The organism is Trinickia symbiotica (assembly GCF_003028655.1).
GTDB classification, from domain to species: domain Bacteria; phylum Pseudomonadota; class Gammaproteobacteria; order Burkholderiales; family Burkholderiaceae; genus Trinickia; species Trinickia symbiotica_A.
Map to the genome: position 1 here is coordinate 51,782 of NZ_PYUC01000001.1, position 21,448 is coordinate 73,229.

General features: G+C 61.7%; 19 protein-coding genes and 3 pseudogenes. 17 read left to right on the forward strand and 5 right to left on the reverse strand.

Going from position 1 to position 21,448, the window contains the following annotated elements; translation table 11 throughout:
• Position 1: 1 nt before the first annotated feature.
• Positions 2 to 1,045: an aromatic ring-hydroxylating oxygenase subunit alpha gene (locus tag C9I57_RS00240; RefSeq protein ID WP_107148663.1), complete on the forward strand. Its 1,044-nt coding sequence runs from the start codon at positions 2 to 4 to the stop codon at positions 1,043 to 1,045.
• Positions 1,046 to 1,122: 77 nt separating this feature from the next.
• Here the strand turns inward: C9I57_RS00240 and senA are convergent, their stop codons facing one another.
• A complete protein-coding gene (gene senA / locus C9I57_RS00245; RefSeq protein WP_107148664.1) occupies positions 1,123 to 2,334 on the reverse strand; it encodes a selenoneine synthase SenA in 1,212 nt (403 codons plus the stop codon).
• On the opposite strand from senA, the gene senB reads away from it, so the two are divergent.
• The 5 genes from senB (at position 2,333) to C9I57_RS00270 (ending at position 7,561) form a co-directional block, all read left to right on the forward strand.
• The gene (gene senB / locus C9I57_RS00250; RefSeq protein WP_107148665.1) at positions 2,333 to 3,349 is read left to right on the forward strand and encodes a selenoneine biosynthesis selenosugar synthase SenB; all 1,017 of its coding nucleotides are present in this window, start codon (positions 2,333 to 2,335) and stop codon (positions 3,347 to 3,349) included. The genes senA and senB overlap by 2 nt on opposite strands.
• An 87-nt stretch (positions 3,350 to 3,436) precedes the next feature.
• Positions 3,437 to 4,543 (forward strand): S-(hydroxymethyl)glutathione dehydrogenase/class III alcohol dehydrogenase, encoded by a 1,107-nt coding sequence (locus C9I57_RS00255; protein ID WP_107148666.1) that lies wholly within the window; start codon positions 3,437 to 3,439, stop codon positions 4,541 to 4,543.
• 21 nt (positions 4,544 to 4,564) lie between these two features.
• Complete coding sequence (gene fghA, locus C9I57_RS00260) at positions 4,565 to 5,410, forward strand: S-formylglutathione hydrolase (protein ID WP_107148667.1); 846 nt, start codon at positions 4,565 to 4,567, stop codon at positions 5,408 to 5,410.
• Between the two features lie 175 nt (positions 5,411 to 5,585).
• Positions 5,586 to 6,956 carry an MFS transporter gene (locus C9I57_RS00265; protein ID WP_107148668.1) on the forward strand — a complete coding sequence of 457 codons (1,371 nt, stop codon included), beginning with the start codon at positions 5,586 to 5,588 and terminating at the stop codon, positions 6,954 to 6,956.
• A 125-nt stretch (positions 6,957 to 7,081) separates the two neighbouring features.
• Positions 7,082 to 7,561 (forward strand): RidA family protein, encoded by a 480-nt coding sequence (locus tag C9I57_RS00270; protein ID WP_107148669.1) that lies wholly within the window; start codon positions 7,082 to 7,084, stop codon positions 7,559 to 7,561.
• 144 nt (positions 7,562 to 7,705) lie between these two features.
• Here C9I57_RS00270 and C9I57_RS00275 read toward each other — a convergent pair whose 3' ends face one another.
• Positions 7,706 to 8,680, reverse strand: coding sequence for a DMT family transporter (locus tag C9I57_RS00275; RefSeq protein WP_107148670.1), 975 nt, complete (start codon positions 8,678 to 8,680; stop codon positions 7,706 to 7,708).
• Between the two features lie 83 nt (positions 8,681 to 8,763).
• Complete coding sequence (locus C9I57_RS00280; RefSeq protein WP_107148671.1) at positions 8,764 to 9,387, reverse strand: TetR/AcrR family transcriptional regulator; 624 nt, start codon at positions 9,385 to 9,387, stop codon at positions 8,764 to 8,766.
• 76 nt (positions 9,388 to 9,463) lie between these two features.
• Between C9I57_RS00280 and C9I57_RS00285 the strand changes: the two genes are divergently transcribed.
• Both C9I57_RS00285 and C9I57_RS00290 read left to right on the forward strand, forming a co-directional pair.
• Positions 9,464 to 9,694 carry a hypothetical protein gene (locus tag C9I57_RS00285; RefSeq protein ID WP_107148672.1) on the forward strand — a complete coding sequence of 77 codons (231 nt, stop codon included), beginning with the start codon at positions 9,464 to 9,466 and terminating at the stop codon, positions 9,692 to 9,694.
• Between the two features lie 93 nt (positions 9,695 to 9,787).
• Positions 9,788 to 10,711, forward strand: a complete 924-nt coding sequence (locus tag C9I57_RS00290) for a DMT family transporter (protein ID WP_107148673.1) — start codon at positions 9,788 to 9,790, stop codon at positions 10,709 to 10,711.
• A gap of 216 nt (positions 10,712 to 10,927) precedes the next feature.
• Here C9I57_RS00290 and C9I57_RS33780 read toward each other — a convergent pair.
• Positions 10,928 to 11,193, reverse strand: a pseudogene (locus C9I57_RS33780) (short-chain dehydrogenase/reductase); the annotation flags it as partial.
• 101 nt (positions 11,194 to 11,294) lie between these two features.
• On the opposite strand from C9I57_RS33780, the pseudogene C9I57_RS00300 reads away from it, so the two are divergent.
• Positions 11,295 to 11,635, forward strand: a pseudogene (locus C9I57_RS00300) (zinc-binding dehydrogenase); the annotation flags it as partial.
• A 177-nt stretch (positions 11,636 to 11,812) separates the two neighbouring features.
• On the opposite strand, the gene C9I57_RS32585 reads toward C9I57_RS00300, so the two are convergent.
• Entirely contained in the window at positions 11,813 to 11,968 is a 156-nt protein-coding gene (locus tag C9I57_RS32585) for a hypothetical protein (protein WP_181321676.1), read from the reverse strand.
• A gap of 335 nt (positions 11,969 to 12,303) precedes the next feature.
• Here C9I57_RS32585 and C9I57_RS00305 point away from each other — a divergent pair, with 335 nt between their 5' ends.
• The 8 genes and pseudogenes from C9I57_RS00305 (at position 12,304) to C9I57_RS00340 (ending at position 21,415) form a co-directional block, all read left to right on the forward strand.
• Positions 12,304 to 12,996, forward strand: coding sequence for an alpha/beta hydrolase family protein (locus C9I57_RS00305; protein ID WP_107148674.1), 693 nt, complete (start codon positions 12,304 to 12,306; stop codon positions 12,994 to 12,996).
• A gap of 361 nt (positions 12,997 to 13,357) precedes the next feature.
• Positions 13,358 to 14,233 (forward strand): LysR family transcriptional regulator, encoded by an 876-nt coding sequence (locus tag C9I57_RS00310; protein ID WP_107148675.1) that lies wholly within the window; start codon positions 13,358 to 13,360, stop codon positions 14,231 to 14,233.
• A gap of 159 nt (positions 14,234 to 14,392) precedes the next feature.
• A pseudogene (locus C9I57_RS00315) lies at positions 14,393 to 15,410 on the forward strand (succinylglutamate desuccinylase/aspartoacylase family protein).
• A gap of 61 nt (positions 15,411 to 15,471) precedes the next feature.
• Positions 15,472 to 16,839 (forward strand): MFS transporter, encoded by a 1,368-nt coding sequence (locus C9I57_RS00320; RefSeq protein WP_107148676.1) that lies wholly within the window; start codon positions 15,472 to 15,474, stop codon positions 16,837 to 16,839.
• A gap of 35 nt (positions 16,840 to 16,874) precedes the next feature.
• Positions 16,875 to 17,762, forward strand: a complete 888-nt coding sequence (locus C9I57_RS00325) for an MBL fold metallo-hydrolase (protein WP_107149204.1) — start codon at positions 16,875 to 16,877, stop codon at positions 17,760 to 17,762.
• Between the two features lie 253 nt (positions 17,763 to 18,015).
• Positions 18,016 to 19,017 (forward strand): LLM class flavin-dependent oxidoreductase, encoded by a 1,002-nt coding sequence (locus C9I57_RS00330; protein ID WP_107149205.1) that lies wholly within the window; start codon positions 18,016 to 18,018, stop codon positions 19,015 to 19,017.
• A gap of 17 nt (positions 19,018 to 19,034) precedes the next feature.
• Positions 19,035 to 19,676, forward strand: a complete 642-nt coding sequence (locus C9I57_RS00335) for a DsbA family oxidoreductase (protein ID WP_107148677.1) — start codon at positions 19,035 to 19,037, stop codon at positions 19,674 to 19,676.
• A 206-nt stretch (positions 19,677 to 19,882) separates the two neighbouring features.
• The gene (locus C9I57_RS00340) at positions 19,883 to 21,415 is read left to right on the forward strand and encodes an outer membrane protein assembly factor BamB family protein (protein ID WP_107148678.1); all 1,533 of its coding nucleotides are present in this window, start codon (positions 19,883 to 19,885) and stop codon (positions 21,413 to 21,415) included.
• Positions 21,416 to 21,448: the final 33 nt, after the last annotated feature.

Sequence of the window (21,448 nt, forward strand, 5' to 3'; positions counted from 1 at the left end):
TATGAACCATTGGCCGACCTCACTCGAAAGCAGTTGGTTCGTTGTTGCCCGCTCGCGGCAAGTCCGGGGAAAACCACTCGCGGTCAAGCTGCTCGACCGGCCGCTCGTCATCGCACGCACGACAAAAGGCAGGCTATTCGCGCTCGACGATTGCTGCCCGCATCGCCACGTCCCGCTCTCGGCCGGCTGCCTCACCGCAAGCGGTTTGCAATGCGCCTATCACGGTTGGACCTTCGACGCCGATGGCAGGTGCGTAGCCGTCCCGGGCCTTGCGCCTCAGACGCCCTTGCCGCTCGCGAGAGTTGGCTCAGCCAGTGTGATGGAGTTCGATAGTCTGGTCTGGGTGAGGCTCGATGGCGAAGGCCCGAAGGAAATCCAATCGAATTTCCTGCCCGCGTTCATGCATCGTTCCGCGGCACAGGCACAGCGTTTCGTCTGGCAATCGACGTGGAAGGGTCGCGCTGTCGATGCGCTCGAAAATTTCCTCGATGCGCAACATACCCATTTCGTGCACCGGGGTCTGGTGCGCAGCCCCCGTCACCGCCGCACGGCCGAGGCGACAGTCTCGCGTTCGGGGGGCTCGCTGCAAGTCGACTATCACGGCCATGCCGATCAGAGCGGTCTGCTCTATCGGCTATTCGAATCGCCTCGCGAAATCGAGCGCGCCTATTTCGATGCGGCCGCCGCAGGCACGGCGCAGCTCGAATATCGATACCGCAACGGCAGCGCGTTGTACTTCACCCTTCACTTCTCACCGATCGGCGAATCGCTGACGCGCGTTCACGGAACGCTTCACGTCGAGAACAGATGGGCGCCGCGTTGGGGTATCAGCCTCTTCGCGTGGCCGTTTTTGCGTCGCGTTCTGCGACAAGACCAGGCGATCGTCGAAGCGCAGGCAAAAAACCGTCAACGCTTTCGACGCGAGGAAGGGATATCGACCGAACTCGATCTCGTCAGGCCTGCGCTCGACGCGGTGTGGACCTCCCGCACCTCCCGCCTCAGCGACGATCACGAGTGCGTGCGGCAAGTGCGAATGCTGCTCTGAGGAAGCGACACGCTTCACCCGTTGCGCGCCAGCGTTAAGCCAACCCGAATCTCGCGACTCGAGCCATCAGTCGTCGTTCAACGACAAGACCGGAATCCTACAAAAATGTCATTGCGGTGCGGCAGATAGAAATTTCGATAGCGAGGATGGCGCATCCGATCGCGTGTGGCGAACGACGCGCCGCGTGCGCTGCGATGCGTATGAAACCAAGGTTCCGAATACGCGTCGTACGGATCCGCCGAAAAGCCCGCATACGGCTCGAAGCTGTCGGCCATCCATTCCCAGACGGACTCGCCCCACTCGATGGCTCCATGGCAGGCGGCATACTCCCATTCCGCTTCGGTGGGCAGCCGGCGGCCGCGCCAGCGGCAAAAGGCTTCCGCTTCGTACGCGTTGACGTGGCAGACCGGGAGCGAAAGCGGAAGCGGCTCCCATTGCCCGAACCAACGGTGCTCCCAATGCCCGCTACCGTCGCCTTGCGATTCGCGCCATCGCAGCGGCCGGTCGAGCCCAATGTCCTTCAGCCACGCCTTGCCGTCTTCGGACCACCAGCGCTCGTCGCGATAGCCGTTTGCCTCGACGAACTCGGCGAATTCGGCGTTGCTCACGCATTGACGATCGATATGCGCCGGCGCGATCTCGACGGGATGCCGCCATTTTTCGTTATCGAAGACGAACCCTTCCTCGCTCACACCGCCCATTTCGAACACCCCGCCGCCGATGGCAACCTCGCGCGTGCCCGCGCCGACGTCATCATCGAGCGGCGCCAGTGCTAGAGGCTTATGCGGCGCATAGTCGAGCGTCTGCCGCATATAGGTCAGGGCTTCCGCGTGCATGTCCTCGTGGTACAGGGCAAGCCTGAAATAATAGAGAACCTCGTCTGTCTCCGCGGCCGCGGCGAGCGCGGCTCGCACACGCTCGAGCACCGTATCCGCATACTCGAGAACCTCCGCCTGCGACGGCAGGTCCAGGTCCCAGCGGTCGCGATGCGCAACGCGCATCGAGTCGTACCAGCGGTCGGCATGCTCGAGTATGGACGGACGGGTGGCCGAGAACCGGCCGTCCGGGCCGCGCCGGGGATCGCGCAGTACCCAATGTTCCGTGAACCAGGCAATATGCGCATACTCCCATAGTGGCGGGTTGATGCCGCGGTCGTAGGGAACCTGCAGCTGCGCGGGCGTAAGATCCTGCAGGATGGCCCAGGTCGACCGGTGAGCGTCAACGAACGCCGCGTCCAGTTGCGATTTGTTCAGGTTCCTTGCCGCGATGCCATCGACTCGCAAAGTCATGAGTTCTCCAGTCGCCGAAGTCGCCATCGTCAGCCCAGCGTTGCGCAGTGCCAACAACGGCAACTGGCAGACGGCGCACCGATGGTCGAAGTTTCTGTGCGCTGCTTATCGAATTTCGCTCACGGCGGAATGGCCGCCGAACGAGCACGGTCACAAAGCGCCGCCCGACTGTCTGATCGCCTTGCATGCGCGGCGCTCGGCCCCCTCCATCGCCGCATTCGCCGAGGCCTGCCCGGATCGTCCGCTCGTCATCGTGCTGACAGGCACCGATCTTTACCGCGACATTCGCTCCGACGAATCGGCCCGCCGCTCGCTCGATCTTGCCACGCATCTGGTCGTGCTGCAGGAAGAAGGCTTGGCCGAGCTTGCCGCGCCTCATCGAGTCAAGTGCCGCGTCATCTATCAGTCCGCGCCCGCGCCGAAGACACGTCCGCCAGCGGCGCGCAAACGCCGGACGTTCGACGTCGTCATGGTAGGCCATATGCGCGCCGAGAAAGATCCGCTGACGCCCATGCGGGCGCTGGACTGCCTGCCCGATGATTCGTCCGTGCGGCTGATTCAGATCGGCCGCGCGCTCGCCGACGAGTATCGGCTCGCGGCCGAGGCATTGCAAGCGCGGGCCTGGCCCGGGACGCCGCGATACGTCTGGCTCGACGAGCAGCCTCACGGCGCGACGCTACGGCATATCGCCGCCGCGCAGGCGCTGGTCGTCGCCAGCGTCATGGAAGGCGGCGCCAACGTGATCATCGAGGCCGTGAATGCGGGCGTGCCCGTACTCGCGAGCCGCATTGCAGGCAACGTCGGCATGCTCGGCCGCGATTACAGCGGGTACTTCGCGCTGGGCGATCACGAAGAACTGGCGCGCCTGCTCGATCGAGCGAGCCGCGATCGAGCGTTTCTGACAGAGCTGGAACGACAATGTGCCGAGCGAGCGCCCCTATTCGCGCCGGAAAGGGAACAAGCGGCCGTCGTCAAGCTCGTCGATGATGCGCTGACCGCCGTGACACCCCATTGACGAAACTTTGGCAACCGACAGTAAATCAGTTATCGTAATCGCCCCCCTCGAGGGGGCCTGACAACCGATCAATCGAGGATATAAAGGATGAAGACGAAAGCAGCCGTCGCATGGAAGGCGGGCGCTCCGCTGACGATCGAGGAAGTCGAGCTCGAAGGCCCGCGCGCCGGGGAAGTGCTGATCGAGGTCAAGGCAACGGGCATTTGCCACACCGACTACTACACGCTATCGGGCGCTGATCCGGAAGGCCTTTTCCCGGCGATTCTCGGCCACGAAGGCGCGGGCATCGTCGTCGATGTCGGGCCGGGCGTCGGCACGCTGAAAAAAGGCGACCACGTCATTCCCCTTTATACGCCCGAGTGCCGCCAGTGCAAGTTCTGCCTCTCGCGCAAGACGAACCTCTGTCAGGCGATCCGCGCGACTCAGGGCAAAGGCCTGATGCCCGATGCGACTTCGCGTTTCTCGCTCGACGGCAAACCGCTCTTCCACTATATGGGCACCTCGACGTTCTCGAACTACATCGTCGTGCCGGAGATCGCGGTCGCGAAGATCCGCGAGGATGCGCCCTTTGACAAGGTCTGCTACATCGGCTGCGGCGTCACGACGGGCGTGGGCGCCGTCGTCTACTCGGCGAAGGTCGAGGCCGGCTCGAACGTCGTCGTCTTCGGCCTCGGCGGCATCGGGCTCAATGTGATCCAGGGCGCGAAAATGATCGGCGCGGACAAGATCATCGGCGTCGACATCAACCCGAAGCGCGTCGAGCTTGCGAAGAAGTTCGGCATGACGCATTTCATCAATCCGAACGAGGTCGAGAACATCGTTGACCATATCGTTCAGCTGACCGACGGCGGCGCGGACTACTCGTTCGAATGCATCGGCAACACGAAGGTGATGCGCCAGGCGCTCGAGTGCACGCACAAGGGCTGGGGCCAGTCGTTCATCATCGGCGTCGCGGCGGCCGGCGAAGAGATCAGCACGCGGCCCTTCCAGCTCGTGACGGGCCGGCAGTGGAAAGGCTCGGCATTCGGTGGCGCGCGCGGCCGCACCGATGTGCCGAAGATCGTCGACTGGTATATGGAAGGCAAGATCAACATCGACGACCTCATCACGCACACGCTGCCGCTCGAGAAGATCAACGAAGGCTTCGACCTCATGAAGCAAGGCGAATCGATCCGTTCCGTGGTGCTCTATTGAAGCTGGCGAAGGAGGCAAGCGATGTTGGATCTCGTTGAGGAACATGCGTGCCACGGCGGCGTGCAGCGGATGTACCGGCACCAATCGGCGGCGATCGGCCTGCCGATGCGCTTCTCCGTGTTCCTGCCGCCGCAGGCTAACGCAGGACGCGTGCCCGGATTGTTCTACCTGGCGGGTCTCACGTGCACCGATGAGACGTTTCCGATCAAGGCCGGCGCGCAACGCTTCGCCGCCGAGCTCGGGCTCGCGCTCATCTCGCCGGACACGAGCCCGCGCGGCGCCGGCCTGCCGGGCGAAACCGATTCGTGGGATTTCGGGGTGGGCGCCGGCTTCTATGTCGATGCGACGCAGGCGCCGTGGTCGAAGCACTATCGGATGTACACGTACGTGCGCGACGAACTGCGCGACGCGGTCACGTCGAGCCTGCCCATCGACGGAGCACGGCTCGGCATCTTCGGCCACTCGATGGGTGGACACGGGGCGCTGATGCTCGCGCTGCGCAATCCTGACCTCTATCGATCGGTATCGGCGTTCGCGCCAATCGCCGCGCCGATGCGCTGCCCCTGGGGCGAAAAGGCGTTCAGCGGCTATCTCGGCGCTGACCGCGAAGCATGGAAAGCGTACGACGCGAGCGAGCTTGTCGCGCACGCGTCGCGGCGCTTCGATGAGGGGATCCTCGTCGATCAGGGGCTGGCGGACCCGTTTCTCGAACGCGAGCTCTATCCGGAGGTATTCGAAGCAGCCTGCGGCGCAGCAGGACAGCCGCTCACGCTGCGTCGTCACGAGGGCTACGATCACGGGTACTTCTTCATCCAGACGTTCATTGCGGATCACATCGCGCATCATGCGCGCGTGCTGCGCGGGTAATTCAATCGAACGTTCGGCAGGGGAGCACCGAGCTCCCGTGGTTTTGGTCAGACAATACGGTCGTCACTTGGGCGAGCGCTCGGTGACGCCGGCATCCCTCGACGGCGCCAGCGCCAGTCGTCACTATGCAAATCGCCTATATTGGATTTACGACAATCGTCGTCGGAGATTCAATATGGCTACCTCGCAACCTGGGGGCGCGCCCCTTTCCGATGACGACGCCCGGCGTCAATTGCGCCGCGCCGTCATCGCCAGCACCGTCGGCACCACCATCGAGTGGTATGACTTTTTTCTCTACAGCACGGTCACCGGCCTCATTTTCGCAAAGCTCTATTTTCCGAAATCGGACCCGCTCGTCGGGACATTGGAGGCATTTCTGATCTATGCGGTCGGCTTCGTGGCACGGCCGGTCGGAGCGGCGATCTTCGGACACTACGGCGATCGCATCGGCCGCAAGGCCACGCTGATCGTCACGCTGCTATTGATGGGCCTCGCCACCTTCGCCGTGGCGTTCGTCCCGACTTACGCCTCCATCGGCATCTGGGGCGCCGTCATCCTCACGGCTCTGCGCTTCATTCAAGGTGTCGGCGTCGGCGGCGAATGGGGCGGCTCCGTATTGATGTCGATGGAATGGACGCGCACCAGCGCGCATCGCGGTTTCGCCGCCTCCTGGCCTCAATTCGGCGTGCCGGCGGGGCTGTTCCTGGCTAATCTCGCCGTCCTCGTCGTCAGTACGATTTCGGGAAAAAGCTTCGTCACCTGGGGCTGGAGAGTGCCGTTCCTTCTCAGCATCGTGCTCGTCGCCATCGGCCTTTACATACGGCTCAATATCCTGGAAACGCCGGTCTTCAGGCGGCTGCTGGCTGAGCAGCGCATCGAGAAGACACCGATGCTCGAGGTCTTGCGGCGCCAACCGAGGGATGTGCTGCTTTCGGCCTTCGCTCGCATGGCCGAGCAGGCGCCCTTCTATATCTATACGGCCTTTGTCTTCACGTACGGCATCTCGACGCTTGGTGCATCGCGCAATCTGCTGCTGACCGCGGTGCTGACCGCCTCGGTCGTGGAGTTTTTCACGATACCGTTCTTCGGTCATGCATCCGACGTGATCGGGCGGCGCCGCATGTACATGATCGGCGCGGCCGCTGTGGGCATATTCGGCTTCATTTACTTCGCGCTGATGGGGACAAAAAGCCCCGGCTGGATCTTCCTCGCCATCGTGTTGTCGCTCGTACCGCACTCGATGATGTATGGTCCGCAAGCGGCATTGATCGCCGAGTCCTTCACGGGGCGTCTGCGGTACAGCGGTGCGTCGATGGGTTATCAACTGGCATCGGTCATCGCGGGCGGCCCGGCGCCGCTCATCGCGACCGCGATCTTCGCCTACTCGCATTCGGGTTACGCGATCGCGGGCTATATCCTCATCTGCGCGATATTCAGCCTGGTCGCGGCTTGGCTGATGGGCGACTACACGAACAAGGATATCTCCGGCGATTACGATCAGTTGCATCGGATGCACCGTAGAGGTCACATCCGGCATGCCGGGTGATCCTTCCGGAGCCCGAGGGTGTTGCAGTACGCATTCAATGTCAGGGAAGAAGCCTCTTTGGTTAGCCTCATCCCGACTAACGCGGGCGCGAATACAGGGACCAATAACGACGCAAGGAGACCGCCATGCGAGTCCAGCACATTTTGTGGGGCCTATTGGTATCCAGTTTGATGCTCAGCGGCGAGGCGAAAGCACAGCAAGAGGCGGGGGACGCCCGCGCATCGATCCAATACATCCGTCCGGAAGGACAATTCGCCAACCCGGTGCCGTACTCGCCGGCGGTTAAGGCTGGCCATCTGTTGTTCGTGGCGGGTACCCCGGCTTTGGACAAAGACGGGAAAGTCGCTGCCAACGACTTCACCGCGCAGATGAACCAGGTCATGGAGAACATTACCGGCGTACTGAAGGCGGCCGGAGTGGGATGGGATCGCGTCGTCAAGGTGACCGTACTGCTCGTGCGGCGTGACGATTTCAAAGAGATGAATCGCATCTACGCGACGCATTTCGCGCCCGGCAAATATCCGGCGCGTACCACGGCAATCGTGGCCTCGCTGCCCAACCCAGACTTCTTGCTCGAAATCGATTGCGAGGCGGTGGTCGATTGATCAACAATGGCCGGTCATTGTGGCAGGCGCGAACCGTCCCACAAGCGACTTTCAACCGTTCCGCATTTCGATGGCTGTTGACGAAGACTAAGCGGCCGGTCACCGCTCGTACGGATCCGGTAGGAGGCGGCGTCCGTTGGCGAGTCAGGTCGACGTGGATACTGCCATTCGTCGAGTGCGCCTCCGCAAATACAGGTTGTTGAGAACCAGTGCAGAGGCAGTCATCACGGCGCCGAGTACTTGTGCTCCGCCCGGAACAATGCCTGTCAATGCCGACACGGTAAATGTAGTAACCGGTACGACGTCCATAAACAGCACGCCATTCATTGGCCCGAGAATTCTGTTACCAGAAATCCAGCAGAGAATCGCTGCAAAGCCCGCGATCGGGCCCATGTAAATCAGATGCGGTGTGATTGTCCAAAGTGCCGCGCGCGTGGGGGCGACTATTGCGTGCGTCACGATGAGCACGACGTTCACGATGACAATCGTGATCAAGCCCAGCCACGTCGTAATTGTCGTGTATTTCAGCGCTGACCATCGCGCGAAGTGCGCGGAGCCGAAGGTGTAGACAACCCAACAGAGTGCACCCAGAACGATGAGGCCGCTTGCCCAGTAGTGTTGTGGCGCGAGCAATACAGCCCGCAGATCGCCCCGCGTGATGACGAGGGCGACACCCGTGAACGAGACAACAACGAACAAAAATGAAGGAAGCGAGGGCGGGGATCTCCGCACCAGCGCATTGAGGAGCAACCCCATCATCGGCTGAGTGGCCATCATGATTGACGCGGTAAGTGCGCCTTGTTTTCCGGCTAACTGCTGCCCCAGAAAGACAAACGATCCGAACCCGCAGAAGCCAATCGAACCAAGCAACCACGCGATCAGCAGCGACTTGCCATCCGCTAGTAACGCACCGACTCCTTCCCGTTGCAGCAATAGGAATACAAAGCCCACGCCTGCGATCAGGTACCGGAGCGAAGTAAAGGTAAAAGGGTCGATGTAACGCAGCGCATCAGTCATGACGGGAAACATCACACCAAACAGGACTGTTGCGACCAGGCACGTAGCAATCCCTTTCCAATAGACGGCAGACTTTGATGCCAAAGCGGTCGATGAATTCATGAATGATCATTCTCAAAATCATTAAAAATTCGGCACCCACTTTTCGCGGATGCCGCCGACCGAGCTACAGCACTCGGATATGCTTACGTCAGTGCGCGCAACGCCATGTCGACGATCGACGCGAGTGCAGCCTCGTTCATGTCGACCTTGCCGAGCACGCGCATCCCCTGAACCATGCACAGTAGGAAGCGCCCGACCTCCTCTGCGTCGAGACGACGATCGTATTCGCCTGCTTGCTGACCTCTTGCTATCGCGAGACTGAATTGCGTCGCGATACGCTGTAAAGTCGATTCAATATGTGACCGCAGCACATGATCGCTTGGCATGAGCTCGATCACCGCATTCGTAATAAAACAACCATGCCGCGCGGACAGGTTCGAGCTCACCTTCGTATAGTGCAGAAGCGCTTCGCGCAGTGCCTGTCGTGGAGGTAAGTCGGCAGTCAACCTCTCCTTCAGTCGCGCAACGGCCCCTTCTGCATAGCGATCGAACGCCGCGACGAGCAATCCATGTTTATCGCCAAACGTTCTATACAGGCTGCCGCGAAAGACTCCGGTCGCTTCGCATAGCGCATCGACGGGAGTCGCGTGGTAGCCGTGTTCCCAAAATACTCGCGCAGCGGCCTCGATCGCATGGTCGACGTCAAATTCTCGCGGTCGTCCACGTTCGACGGCCCGACTTCTGCCGGGGGTATCAGTCGTGTTCATGTAAGCGATATTAGGACTATTCAGTCTCAAAATCAACGTCTCATGACATGGAGCGTCCTTGGTGCGACCATGAACAATGATTCCGTTTTTGGTACTCGACCTTTCCCCCGTCCCCGTCGGCAAAACCGCGACCGACGCCTTTCGCCAGACTCTCGATCTCGCCACTTCGCGCGAGACATGGTGGAACATCGGATCGATCTCACGGTGCGAGTGGATCCCCGTCAGTGAACCGGACGCGGTCATCAAGCGCGTGGCCGGCAGCCCGCTGCGAATTTCCGCAGCCGATGCAGTCGCCAATCACGGCTAATCTGTCCTACGGCGACGCCGTTCTTGTTCTATCAGCAGATTCTGAGCTTTGATTTACTGAGGACCAACGTCGTCGACTGGCAAGGTATGCGCTATGAAACTTATCAAGGCTGCTTTCGTCCTTCTCGGATTAATCTGGGGATCAAATTTTATCTACATGAAGTGGGCCTCGGCGTTGATCAGCCCAATGCAGATCGCCTTATTGCGGGTATTTTTCGGCTTCCTGCCACTGGCGTTTGCCGAATGGCATCAGAAAGTAATCCAGCGTAGCCAGATTCGTCATCTACCACATTTTTTTGTCATGGCGGCTGTGGCGACAGCTTTCTACTATGTTGCCATTGTGAAAGGGACTGCTTTACTCCCATCGGGCATCGCGGGCGTTCTTGGCGGTTCTATCGCTATATTCACCGCTATCTTCTCGTTACTGCTCTTACGAACTGAAAAAGTGAATCGATTGATGGTGGTCGGCGTGGTTCTCGGTTTTGCCGGCATTGTTCTGATTGCTCGGCCCTGGGAAGGGGCCGACAATCCTATCGATCTCGCCGGCGTTTTCTGGATGTTGGCAGGTGCGATCATCCTCGGGCTGTCGTACGTTTATGTCCGCCGTTTCCTGTCGCCGTTCAATCTTCCGCCCTTGGCGTTGGTCACGTGGCAGATGGGATTGGCCCTGCTCATTCTAGCGGCGTCGACGAACTTTTCAGGGATGGCGCGCATCCTTCAGGATTGGCGAGCAGCCACCGGTGTCGTGGTTGGCCTCGGCATTCTAGGCACCGGAGTCGCGTTCTTGATTTATTACTATTTGCTGCAGGAGCTCGGTGCGGTAGCGGCTTCGGGCTCGACCTACATTACACCCACCGTCGCGCTGCTGATAGGCTGGGCTGCCGGTGAACGAGTTGGCGTACTGGAAGTAGCGGCTATTGCCCTGATTCTGGCAAGTATCGCGCTGCTGCAGATCGGACGAAAACGCGCCGTGCGCGAAACGGAGCAATCGGTTCGCGCCACTACGGCTCGCCCTTAAACCCGCCGACAGAACGGGCCACCCGCGGAATTGGAGCTGGGCGGTCGATATGCTTCAGTGCTGGGATCTTGGCCGCAGATTGTCAACGATCCAGGTGGATACCTCGGACGTCTCAAATTGGCCGAGTGCGGCCAAATGTGGTCGGCCGAAACCGACCCCTTGCGGCCCTTGGCACCGCCGTGTACCAAACGACGACTTCCAGGCTACGACGGCCATTCACGCGGACAGCGGCGCTGCGAAGGCCGAGCCGCCGCTCTTCTTCGCTCCGGCTGCGAAGTCAGTCGATGCCGGCAACTCCTCCATGCCTCTGTTTTCTACGTCACATAGGCATTTTTCGCAGCGATAGCGGCCAGCGTGTCAATTTCGAGCGGAAGGCCCAATGGCGGAGTCTGCGCATCCACGAGACTAATCATCGCGGCCGCGAGCTTCTTCCGATCCCCGGGGTGGTTGTGCTTCATTTGCACGGCTTTGCGACGAACCGCACACATGGCCGACAACCGGAATTTCTTCCTCGATCCGTCGGAGCTTCGTGCGGTGCAATCACCGTAACGTGGCCAAACAGCGAGGGGATATGGCTAGTTGTGTAGTCAACGTTGGCGGCCCAACGCTCGATGCTTCGTTTGCCGCCGTCAAGCATTTTGGTCATGTGGTCAGCGCGCTGGGTTGGGGTACGCATGCGCTCGCTCCGCTTTCGTGTCGCGAAGCGACGTACTCAGGCGGGTTCACCCTTTATCCGCTCCTGACGGGCAAGCATCGCGCACACCACAGAGAGATGCTGCGCGAAGCCACACGGCTGACGGAAGCCGGCAAGAGCTCACGCCGAATCTCGATCCTCGCCGGTTCGATCTGGGGTCCGCGGAACTCGCCTATGACGCGATGACGGACGCCACCGCACGCGGAAAAATCGTGGTGGACATCGCGTGAGATGCACCTTGACGAAGGAGCCTCGCTCGCGGCCGATTATTCATTCGTAACGCGCTCAGCGCCACGGCCTCCGAATTAATTTGGCACTGCCTGCCAGCAGTGCGCGTGGTGCTGCGGGACGGGTGGCGACTGGCGGAGAGCGCCGAGGACGACGACGCCTGTCTTTAACGGCGGGGATCAGCCGTTCAGTTGCGACTCGACGTTGAGGATGATCTGTGCGACCGGGTTGTTATCTGCGGACTGGGGCGCGAACTTGATCTGGGCGAACGTGACAACAGCGAAAGCGACGAGGACGAGGGCGGCAGATGCGGCGATGCGGGGAATGTATTTCACAAGGACTTCCTTTCGAGGTGTAGGCAGAAACTGGCGAAGCTGACAGGGGGCCGAATACTTCGGCGCCATGGCTGTCGACAGCCGGCAAGGCCGCACACGGGGTCTGATCGCGCCTGGCGATCTGGACCGCACTGCAAAAAGAGGGGCGACCCAAACCCTGCCACTATAAAGGTTTTACCCGTGTGTGCAGTGCGACATCAGGTCGCCAGTAGCTGCTTAATTCTTGCTGGCAAACTCCGCCCGCGCAATGCCTTGCCGGACGCCGCCATAAACGCTCCCGATGCCTCATTGATGCAAAATCGGCGCAATGGCCACAACGACACGACCTGAATACGATGGACGACCCAGAATCGCTTTCCCTGGCACTGCCCGACGGAACTAAGGTCTCTGCGCTCCTCCGAGTGCCGGAGGACGCGCGAGCCCTGTATGTCTTCGCGCACGGTGCCGGGGCGGGCATGCAGCATGCCGGCATGTCGTCATTGGCCGACGCGCTTGCGGCGGCCGATGTCGCCACATTGCGCTACCAGTTTCCGTACATGGAGCGGCGCTCCAAGCGGGTGGACTCGCCGGCCGTGGCACATGCTGCCGTGCAGGCAGCAGTCGCAGAGGCCCGCCGGCGGCTGCCAGCCCTGCCGCTCTTCGCGGGCGGCAGGTCGTTCGGCGGCCGCATGACGTCTCAGGCCCAAGCCATCTCCCCGCTCGACGGCGTGCGTGGCCTCGCTTTCGTCGCATTCCCGCTGCACCCGGCGGGCGCGCCCAGCGTGGAGCGGGCACGGCACCTGACGGACGTCACGGTGCCGATGCTCTTCCTGCAGGGCACGCGCGACAAGCTGGCCGAGCTTCACTTGCTGAGGTCGGTCGTCGAGACGCTGGGGCCACGCGCCACGCTGCATGTGGTGGACGACGCAGATCATTCGTTCCACGTGCGCGCGTCCTCCGGCCGGACCGACGCGGAGGTCGTGCTCGAACTGGCACGGACGATGTCGGCGTGGTTCTTCGCCGAAGGAGAGTTCGTGCCAGTTACCTGAGCAAATGCAGGAATGCTAGTAGCAGAGTCGGGACGGCTACCCGCCAGTTCGGTCCTGACGCGCCCAGGAGTTGCTCGATCATAGCGTTCCCTCGCGCCGAAGGTTCGGTCATGATGCACTATTCCCTGTTCAGCGAATAATGCGATTCTGCCGAATATTCGGTAGCAGTCAATTTTCGCTGAGCAGCGAATCAGCCGCCCTGGTCCGGGGGTCGTCTTTGCTCGCGTTTGCGAGACGAAGATTCGGAACACCGCTGTGTTACGTCCATGTCGCGCACGCAGCGAATGGGTCCCGGATGGTTGCCATTCAACCCATGCCAATGATTTACGATGGCACACCAACGTCCTGGTCCTATAACAGCATGGAACTCCGGCATCTCCGCTATTTCATCGCTGTCGCAGAATTGCGCAGTGTGCGCTCGGCTTCCGAACAACTGCACGTGACGCAGCCGGCGATATCCCGACAAATCCAGGACCTCGAAGAGGCCATCGGCGCGACGCTGTTCGACCGAACGCCACGCGGGCTCACGCTCACTGCTGCGGGCGAGGCCTACCTATGCGAAGCGCGAGAGATTCTGGCCCGCGTCGATTCCGCCAACCGCCTCGCCCGCCAGATCGCTTCCGGCTTGCGTGGTCATTTGCGTGTCGGTTTCGTGGAAAACGCAGCATGGAGTGGCATTGTCTCGCGCGCGTTGCGCGAATTCGAACAGGCAGTGCCGCAAGTGGCGCTCGAACTGCAGCCGATGAACTCGCCCGATCAACTCGAGGCGATCGCGGCGGGACGGCTCGACGGCGGTTTCTGCTATCGGGTCGGCGTGCTCCCAGAAGGCATCGCGAGCGTGCCCGTGCTCGAACAGAATGTGGTGCTGGCCGTGCCCGACGCGTGGCCGATCGGCAAGGCGGGGGCCGTTTCGACGACGGACCTCCGGGAAATCCCATTTATCGCCTTTCCCCGACGCGTCTACCCCGCGTACTACGACCGACTGCTGTCCGCCTGCGCCGAGCGCGGCCTCACGCTCGACATCCGGCAGGAGGCCAGCACTGAAACGGCCATTCTTTCGCTGGTGTCCGCGGGCATGGGGGCCGCGATTGTCAACGCGGCGAATCGCGATCGTCCTCCGGCACGCGTGCGCTTCGTCGATCTGAACGATTTGTCGGTGCCGTTGCCACTCGAATTCTGCTACGCCGCAAATGGAGCAAATGTGGCTCTGGGTCGGTTCATCGATCATCTGAGGTAGCGACGCCCTGCCGTCACACGCCGCGGGACGAAAGCGTAGCCAGGCTTAGCCGGTGATGCCTCCAAGGCATCGCCCGAGCAGAAAACGGCATTAGTCAGGCGTTTTATCGTCGGCGATAGTAAAGACAACGGGGCGCCGCCTCACTGCTTACTGATCGCCATGTCCAATCTTCCATCGCTTATCGCCACTGACGTCGATTTTGAGCGCACGGGCTTCCAGACGGGCACGCTCAGACTGCCCTGGTCGCACGACCGCTCGGCATACGGGGCATATACCGATCCCGCTCGCCGTGCTCAACGCTGGCGCCGGAACAGGGCCGACGGTTCTACTCACCGGCGGCAACCATGGCGACGAATACGAAGGCCCCATCGCGCTGATCAAGCTATTGCAGCGGCTACCGTCGATGACGATACGCGGCCGCCTCATCGTGATCCCCGCGCTGAATTTCCCAGCCTTCATCAACGGCTCGCGCACATCCCCGATCGACCGCGGCAATCTGAACCGGCTGTTCCCCGGCGCGCGCAATGGGCAGCCGACCGAGATGATCGCGCATTACGTCGAAACGGAGTTGCTTCCCCGCAGCGACATCGTGATCGACCTGCACGCCGGCGGCGCATCGTTCGAACATGCCCCCACACTCCTAGCGTCGCCGCCTGCCGAGGGAGAGCGGCGCGAGCTCTATCTCGATCTCGTGCGCGCGTTTGGTGCACCGAACACGATGATCATGGATCTTCTTGGCGAAGATCGCACTTTCGCGGCGGCCGCCGAACGCCACGGAAAGCTCTTCCTGTGCGGCGAATTCGGCGGCCACGCTGGATGCGACGCGGCCAATCTCGCTATCGTCGAGAGCGGCCTCGGCCGTGTCCTGCACCGACTCGGCATGACGCCTGAAGCGCATCCATCGCCTGCGGGCGAGACTCGATTTCTTCGCGTGGAGGGCGCACGCCACTATGTGTACTCGCCGATTGCGGGCGTGTTCGAACCCACCTTCGCACTCGGCGATCGCGTGAGTGAAGGTCAGCTCGCGGGACGTCTCTTCGATCCGCACCGGCCTTGGCAATCGCCGCTGGAGATCCGCTTCCGTGCGGACGCCACGGTGATGTGCGTCCGTACTTTCGCGCGAGTGGAACCGGGCGACTGCATCGCATTGCTGGCCGCAGACACCGTGGTCAATTAAGCAGAGAACAATAAAAACGACTTCGACTGACGATTTTCCGATTCATCTCCGGAGACAGTGTATGAGCGCGTATTCCTCTTTGACCCAGCCGGACGAACGAGCAGCCGGACCTACCTCCAGCGATATGCGATATCCGGTCTACATCGTGCTGCTGTTCTTCATCTGCTTCGCGTTCTCGTATCTGGACCGGCAGATCGTCAGCATTCTCGTCCAGCCGATCAAGCAGTCGCTCGCGCTCACCGATACGCAAATCGGACTGCTGCAAGGTCTTTCCTTCACGATGTGCTATGCGACGGCAGGCGTCTTCGTCGCGCGGCTCGTCGATCGAACCAACCGGGCCAAGCTCATCGCCGCTTGCATTGCGATCTGGGCGATCTCAACAACGGCATGCGGATTCGCTTCGAGCTTTTCCGAACTGCTCGCCGCCCGCGCAGGGACGGCGATCGCCGAGGCGGCACTGAGCCCCGCCGCACTGTCGATCTTCAGCGACATTTTCACACCGCGCCGCGTGGCGCGCGCGAGCAGCGTTTTCATGCTCGGGCCCTACGTAGGAGGCGGCGTTGCATTATTCGGCGGCGGAATGCTGTTGTCCGCCGCGCATAGCGGCAACAGTGCGTGGCTCGCGGCGCATGGCATTGAACCGTGGCAAGCGGTGTTCATCGCGGTCGGACTGCCCGGACTCTTGTTGGCTACGCTGGTGGCATTCACGGTGCGCGAACCCGTCCGCTTGGAGACGCTCGATCATGAGACAAAAGCGGAGGATGTCGTGCCGTCCCTGAGGGATGTGATCCTCGAACTTTTCGTGCGCAATCGCTTCTGTCTGCCCTACTTCGCGGCCTACGTCGCGTTGATTGCGGTGTTCTACTCTCACTCGGCGTGGTTTCCGACTTTGCTGATGCGGCATTTTCATCTCGAGCCGAGGGCGGTGGGCCAGATGGCCGCACCCGCTTACATGATCGGCGGAACACTCGGTATCGCGTGCGCTGGCATGCTCGCGACGTGCGTCACTGACGAAAGTACCTTGCGCAGGGTGCTGGGCTTCTCTGCCGGCGCCGTTGCTACGCTGGTGCCGGCCGCGATTGCGATGCCACTCGTCGCCGACAGCACCGTCGCGGTCGTGCTGTATGGCACCTGCGCGTTCGCCGCGAGCATTGCGATGGGTCTCGCCCCCGTGCCGCTGCAGATCGCCGTGCCGAACCGCATGCGTGGTCGTTCATTGGCCTTGCTCGTATTCATGACCAACGCGGTCAGCGGAGGCGTCGGTCCGCTGGCGGTCGGCTACTTGAACGAGCACCTCAGGCACACCGACAATAGCCTGGGCGTGGCGCTGGCCTTGACCGGCGGGTTGTCCGCACTGATCGGCAGCGTGCTTTACGTAATAGCCATGCGGCGCGTGCCAGTCGCGCATACGCTGGCCGTAGCAACCTGAGGGATTCCATGACTGACGAAAAACCGAACATCGCCATGAAAAACGCTCTGAATACCCACCTCGTGGGCGAGGCGACTATCACCCGGGTCGATGAAACGGCCTTCGCACTCGCGCCCGATGTCTTGTTCCCTGACTGGGATGCCACAAGCGGCCAGGCCCTTGAAGAACACTGTTCGACCGCGAGCCTCGATCTCACGAATCGACGCGTCACCCTGAAAACCCATCTATGGGTGGTGGAAATCAGCGGCCTGACTATCGTCGTCGATACCGGGATCGGCAACGGGAAGACACGGCCATTTAGTGCGCTCTTCGATAAACTCGACAACCCCGTGCTCGAGCGCTTCGAAGCGGCAGGCTTCCGGCGTGATCAAGTCGACTACGTGTTGCTCACACATTTGCACGTCGACCACGTCGGATGGAACACGCATTGGCAAAACGGCCGCTGGACACCCGTATTTCCGAACGCCACCTATGTATTCGGGCAGCGCGAACAGGACTATTTCGCGGCACCGGAAGGAGAACCGCGGCGCATGGTATTCGAGGACAGCATACTTCCCGTCATCGAGGCCCAACAGGCCCGAGTCGTGGCGGATCAAGGCGAGGAAATTGTCGACGGTATTCGCTTTTTGCCGACGCCGGGCCACAGCATTGGGCACATGGCCATCGAAATGCGCTCGCGGGGACAGTCAGCGTTGTTCTCTGGGGACGTTATGCATAGCCCGCTGCAGGTCTATCGGCCTCAGTGGAATTCGACCTTCTGCCTCGATCAACCACAGGCGCGAGCATCAAGGCAATGGCTGCTCGAACGTGCGGCGAGAACGGGTGCGATCGTATTCCCCGCGCACTTTCCGGAAACATCTTGCGGTACCGTGCACGAGGGTCCACGCGGCTTTGAATGGCGCTACTTGAAGGGCGCGAAATGAAAAGCGCTTGAGGAAATGCTGCGACCTCGGGCTCCGAGCCTTCTTACTGTGCTTTTTCCGCGTTTTTGTAGAGTAACGCATCGCGGTGCCATGTCTGACACCGCAGAAAGCCCCCATCATTCGCAGGGCTTCTGTTCCCCCGCCAGCGGCCGCGCGGATGCCTTGGCACAATGCCTTCTTTCCTCTTCCCATCGCCCGCCACGGCGTTCCATCACTGCCGCTTGCATGGACCGTCCGTGGCGCGCCCAAAACGATGATCCCGTTCTCGGTACTCGACCTTTCCCCCGTGCCCGTCGGCAAAACCGCGGCCGACGCCTTCCGCCAGACACTCGATCTCGCCCAGCACGTCGAGCGCTGGGGCTATCGCCGCTTTTGGCTGGCCGAGCATCACAATATGCCCGGCATTGCGAGCGCGGCAACCGCGGTCGTGATCGGGCACGTCGCGGGCGGCACGAAAACGATCCGCGTCGGCTCGGGCGGCATCATGCTGCCGAACCACGCACCGCTCGTCATCGCGGAGCAGTTCGGCACGCTCGCCTCGCTCTATCCGGATCGTATCGATTTGGGCCTCGGCCGCGCACCGGGCACGGACCAGACGACCGCGCATGCGCTGCGCCGCGATCTGCACGGGAGCGCCGAGCGGTTCCCTGACGATGTCGTCGAACTGCAGCGGTACTTTGCCGAGCCCGTCGCGGGGCAGCGCGTGCGCGCGGTACCCGGCGCCGGACTCAACGTGCCGATCTGGTTGCTGGGGTCGTCGCTCTTTTCCGCTCAGCTCGCCGCGGCACTCGGCTTGCCGTTTGCGTTTGCGTCGCACTTCGCACCCGACTATCTGATGAGCGCGCTCGAGGTCTACCGCTCGCAGTTTCGGCCTTCGGCGACGCTCGCCAAGCCCTACGCAATAGTCGGCGTGAATCTGTTCGCCGCCGATACCTACGCCGAGGCGGCACGGCTCTTCACTTCGTTGCAGCAGCAGTTCATCGCGTTGCGAAGGGGTACGCCCGGGCAGTTGCCGCCGCCCGTCGATCGCCTCGAGGCCTCGGAGCTCGAACTTGCCGGCGTCAAACACTCGCTGTCCTGCGCGGCGATCGGGAACCCGGAAACAGTTCGCGCCAGACTCGAATCGATCATCGCGCAAACGCAGGCCGACGAGCTGATCCTCACCGCACAAATCTACGATCACGCCGCGCGGTTACACTCTTTCGAAATCGGCGCAGCGGTCCGCGACGCGATGGCCGCGGCTGCCGCTGATTGAACCGCAAGGGAAATCGAATGAACGAACCGCTCAGAATCGACTTCGTCTCCGACATCGCGTGCCCGTGGTGCGCGATCGGCCTGTCATCGCTTCGGCTCGCGCTCTCGCGTCTCGGCGACGCCGTCGATGCCGAAATCGTCATGCATCCGTTCGAGTTGAATCCTGACATGGCGCCAGGCGGCGAAGCCATCGTCGATTATCTCGGGAAGAAATACGGGCGCACGCCCGAACAGATAGCGGAGACGCAAGCGATGATTCGTGAACGCGGTGCAAGCGTCGGCTTTAAGTTCGGCGAGCGCCATCGCGTCTATAACACGTTCGACGGGCATCGTCTCCTGCATTGGGCGGGCATCGAAGGCAAGCAATTGCCGTTGAAACAAGCGCTGTTGCAGGCCTATCACGGCGACGGCAAGGACCCGAGCGATCACAATGTCCTCGTCGACGCGGCGCAAGCCGTGGGGCTCGATCCGACGAAGGCGCGCGAGGTACTCGAAGGCGGGGACTATGCCGATGAAGTCCGCGCCGAAGAGGAAGAGTTTCGAGCAATGGGTATTCAGTCGGTACCGTCGATCATCTTCAATCGTCGCTATCTCTTGACGGGCGGACAACCGGCGGACGCGTTCGAGCAAGCTATTCGACAGATCCTGGCCGAGGGCTAGCGCCGCATGGATCGACATTTCGATCATTTTCTGAAGTCGTTCGGCCCAGCCATCGATAGGCGGGAAGTCCTGTCTTCGCAAAAGGTCGATGCCGTGTCGCATCTCATCTTGCTGGCCCAATTTGCGCCCTTGAGAGGGATGGAAACGTAGCGCAGTATTACCAGGGGCCTGGTGGTGAGGTAGGCATTGATACGGAGGAGTCCTTCATGACGCTCTGTCGATCGAAAGCATATCGCCATAGAAGGCACCTTACGCTCTCCTTGCGCGTCCTGGTGCTGTTCGCAGCATACGTCTACTGCGGTACGGCATGGTCGCAGCAGGCAGACAACGTCCTCGGCTACCACCACGCCGATAACCGAAGCGGGCAGTACGTCGTTCCGGGACTGACCTGGCAAAGTGCCCAGCACTTGCATCGTGACGCCGGCTTCGACGGCGCTGTCGAGGGACACGTCTATGCGCAGCCGCTCTTCTGGCATCCGCCCGGCGCCGCACACGGTCTGCTCATCGTGGCGACCGAATCCAACTCCGTCTATGCGCTCGACGCAATGACCGGTCACCCAGTCTGGCGCGCCGCGCTTGGCGCACCGGTCTCACGCTCGGCGCTGCAATGCGGCAATATCGATCCGGTGGGCATCACGGGCACCCCTGTGATCAACCCGGCGGCAGGGGCGCTCTACCTCGATGCCATGGTGACGCGCAATGGCGAGCCGCGGCATTTCGTGTACGGGCTTTCGCTGCGCGATGGCGCGGTGCTGCCGGGCTGGCCCGTCGATATCGGCGCGAGCTTGCGCGATAGAGGCATGGCATTCAACTCGCGCTTTCAGGGCGAGCGAGGCGCGCTGGTCCTTCTCGACGGCCACCTCTTCGTGCCGTACGGCGGTTATTTTGGCGACTGCGGCGACTACCACGGCATGGTCGTCGGACTGCAGTTGGATAAGCCCAGCGTATTCGCTGCCTGGGAAACGCGCGGAAGCAAAGGCGGTATCTGGACGCCGGGCGGCATTGCAGCCGCGGACGGGGCGCTCTTCGTCGCGACCGGCAATACGGAGGGCAGTCGGAGTTGGGCCGACGGCGAGGCGATCATCCGTCTCGCGCCCGATCTGAAGCGCTCGACGAGTCCGCGGGATTCGTTCGCGCCTGCGGACTGGCAGCAACTGGATGACGAAGATCTCGACCTCGGCGGCGTCAATCCCATGCCGATCGAGGTTGGCGGAAAGCATTTGATCGTCGCGCTCGGCAAGGACGGCAAAGCCTACCTGCTCGATCGCGAGAATCTCGGCGGCGTTGGTGGTGCGCTCGATGTGCTGAAAGTATCGAAAGAGTTGATTCTCAACGCGCCTACCTCGTATACCGAGCCGGATGGCGTCTATCTTGCGTTTCACGGCAATGGCGCGGTTTGCCCCCGCGACCGGCGGGGAACCGGCCTAATCGCGCTACGAGTCGCCAATGCCTCTCGCGGCGGGATGAGTACCGCCTGGTGCGCGTCACTGAACGGCGCCGGCAGCCCGATCAGCACGACGAGCGATGGCAAAGCCGATCGAATCGTATGGATCGCGGGCGCGGATGGCGATGACCAGCTACACGGATTCCGCGGCGACAACGGGCAGCCGGTCTTTACGGGCGGGGGTCCGCAGGACCGCATCCCGAACGTACGGCACTTCGCGACGCCTATCGCCGCGGATGGGCGGCTCTATATCGCCGGAGACGGCAGGGTCTACGCATTTGTCGCCGGACGGTAGACGACTCGAAGAGCGAAGAAAGCGCGTCCGCGC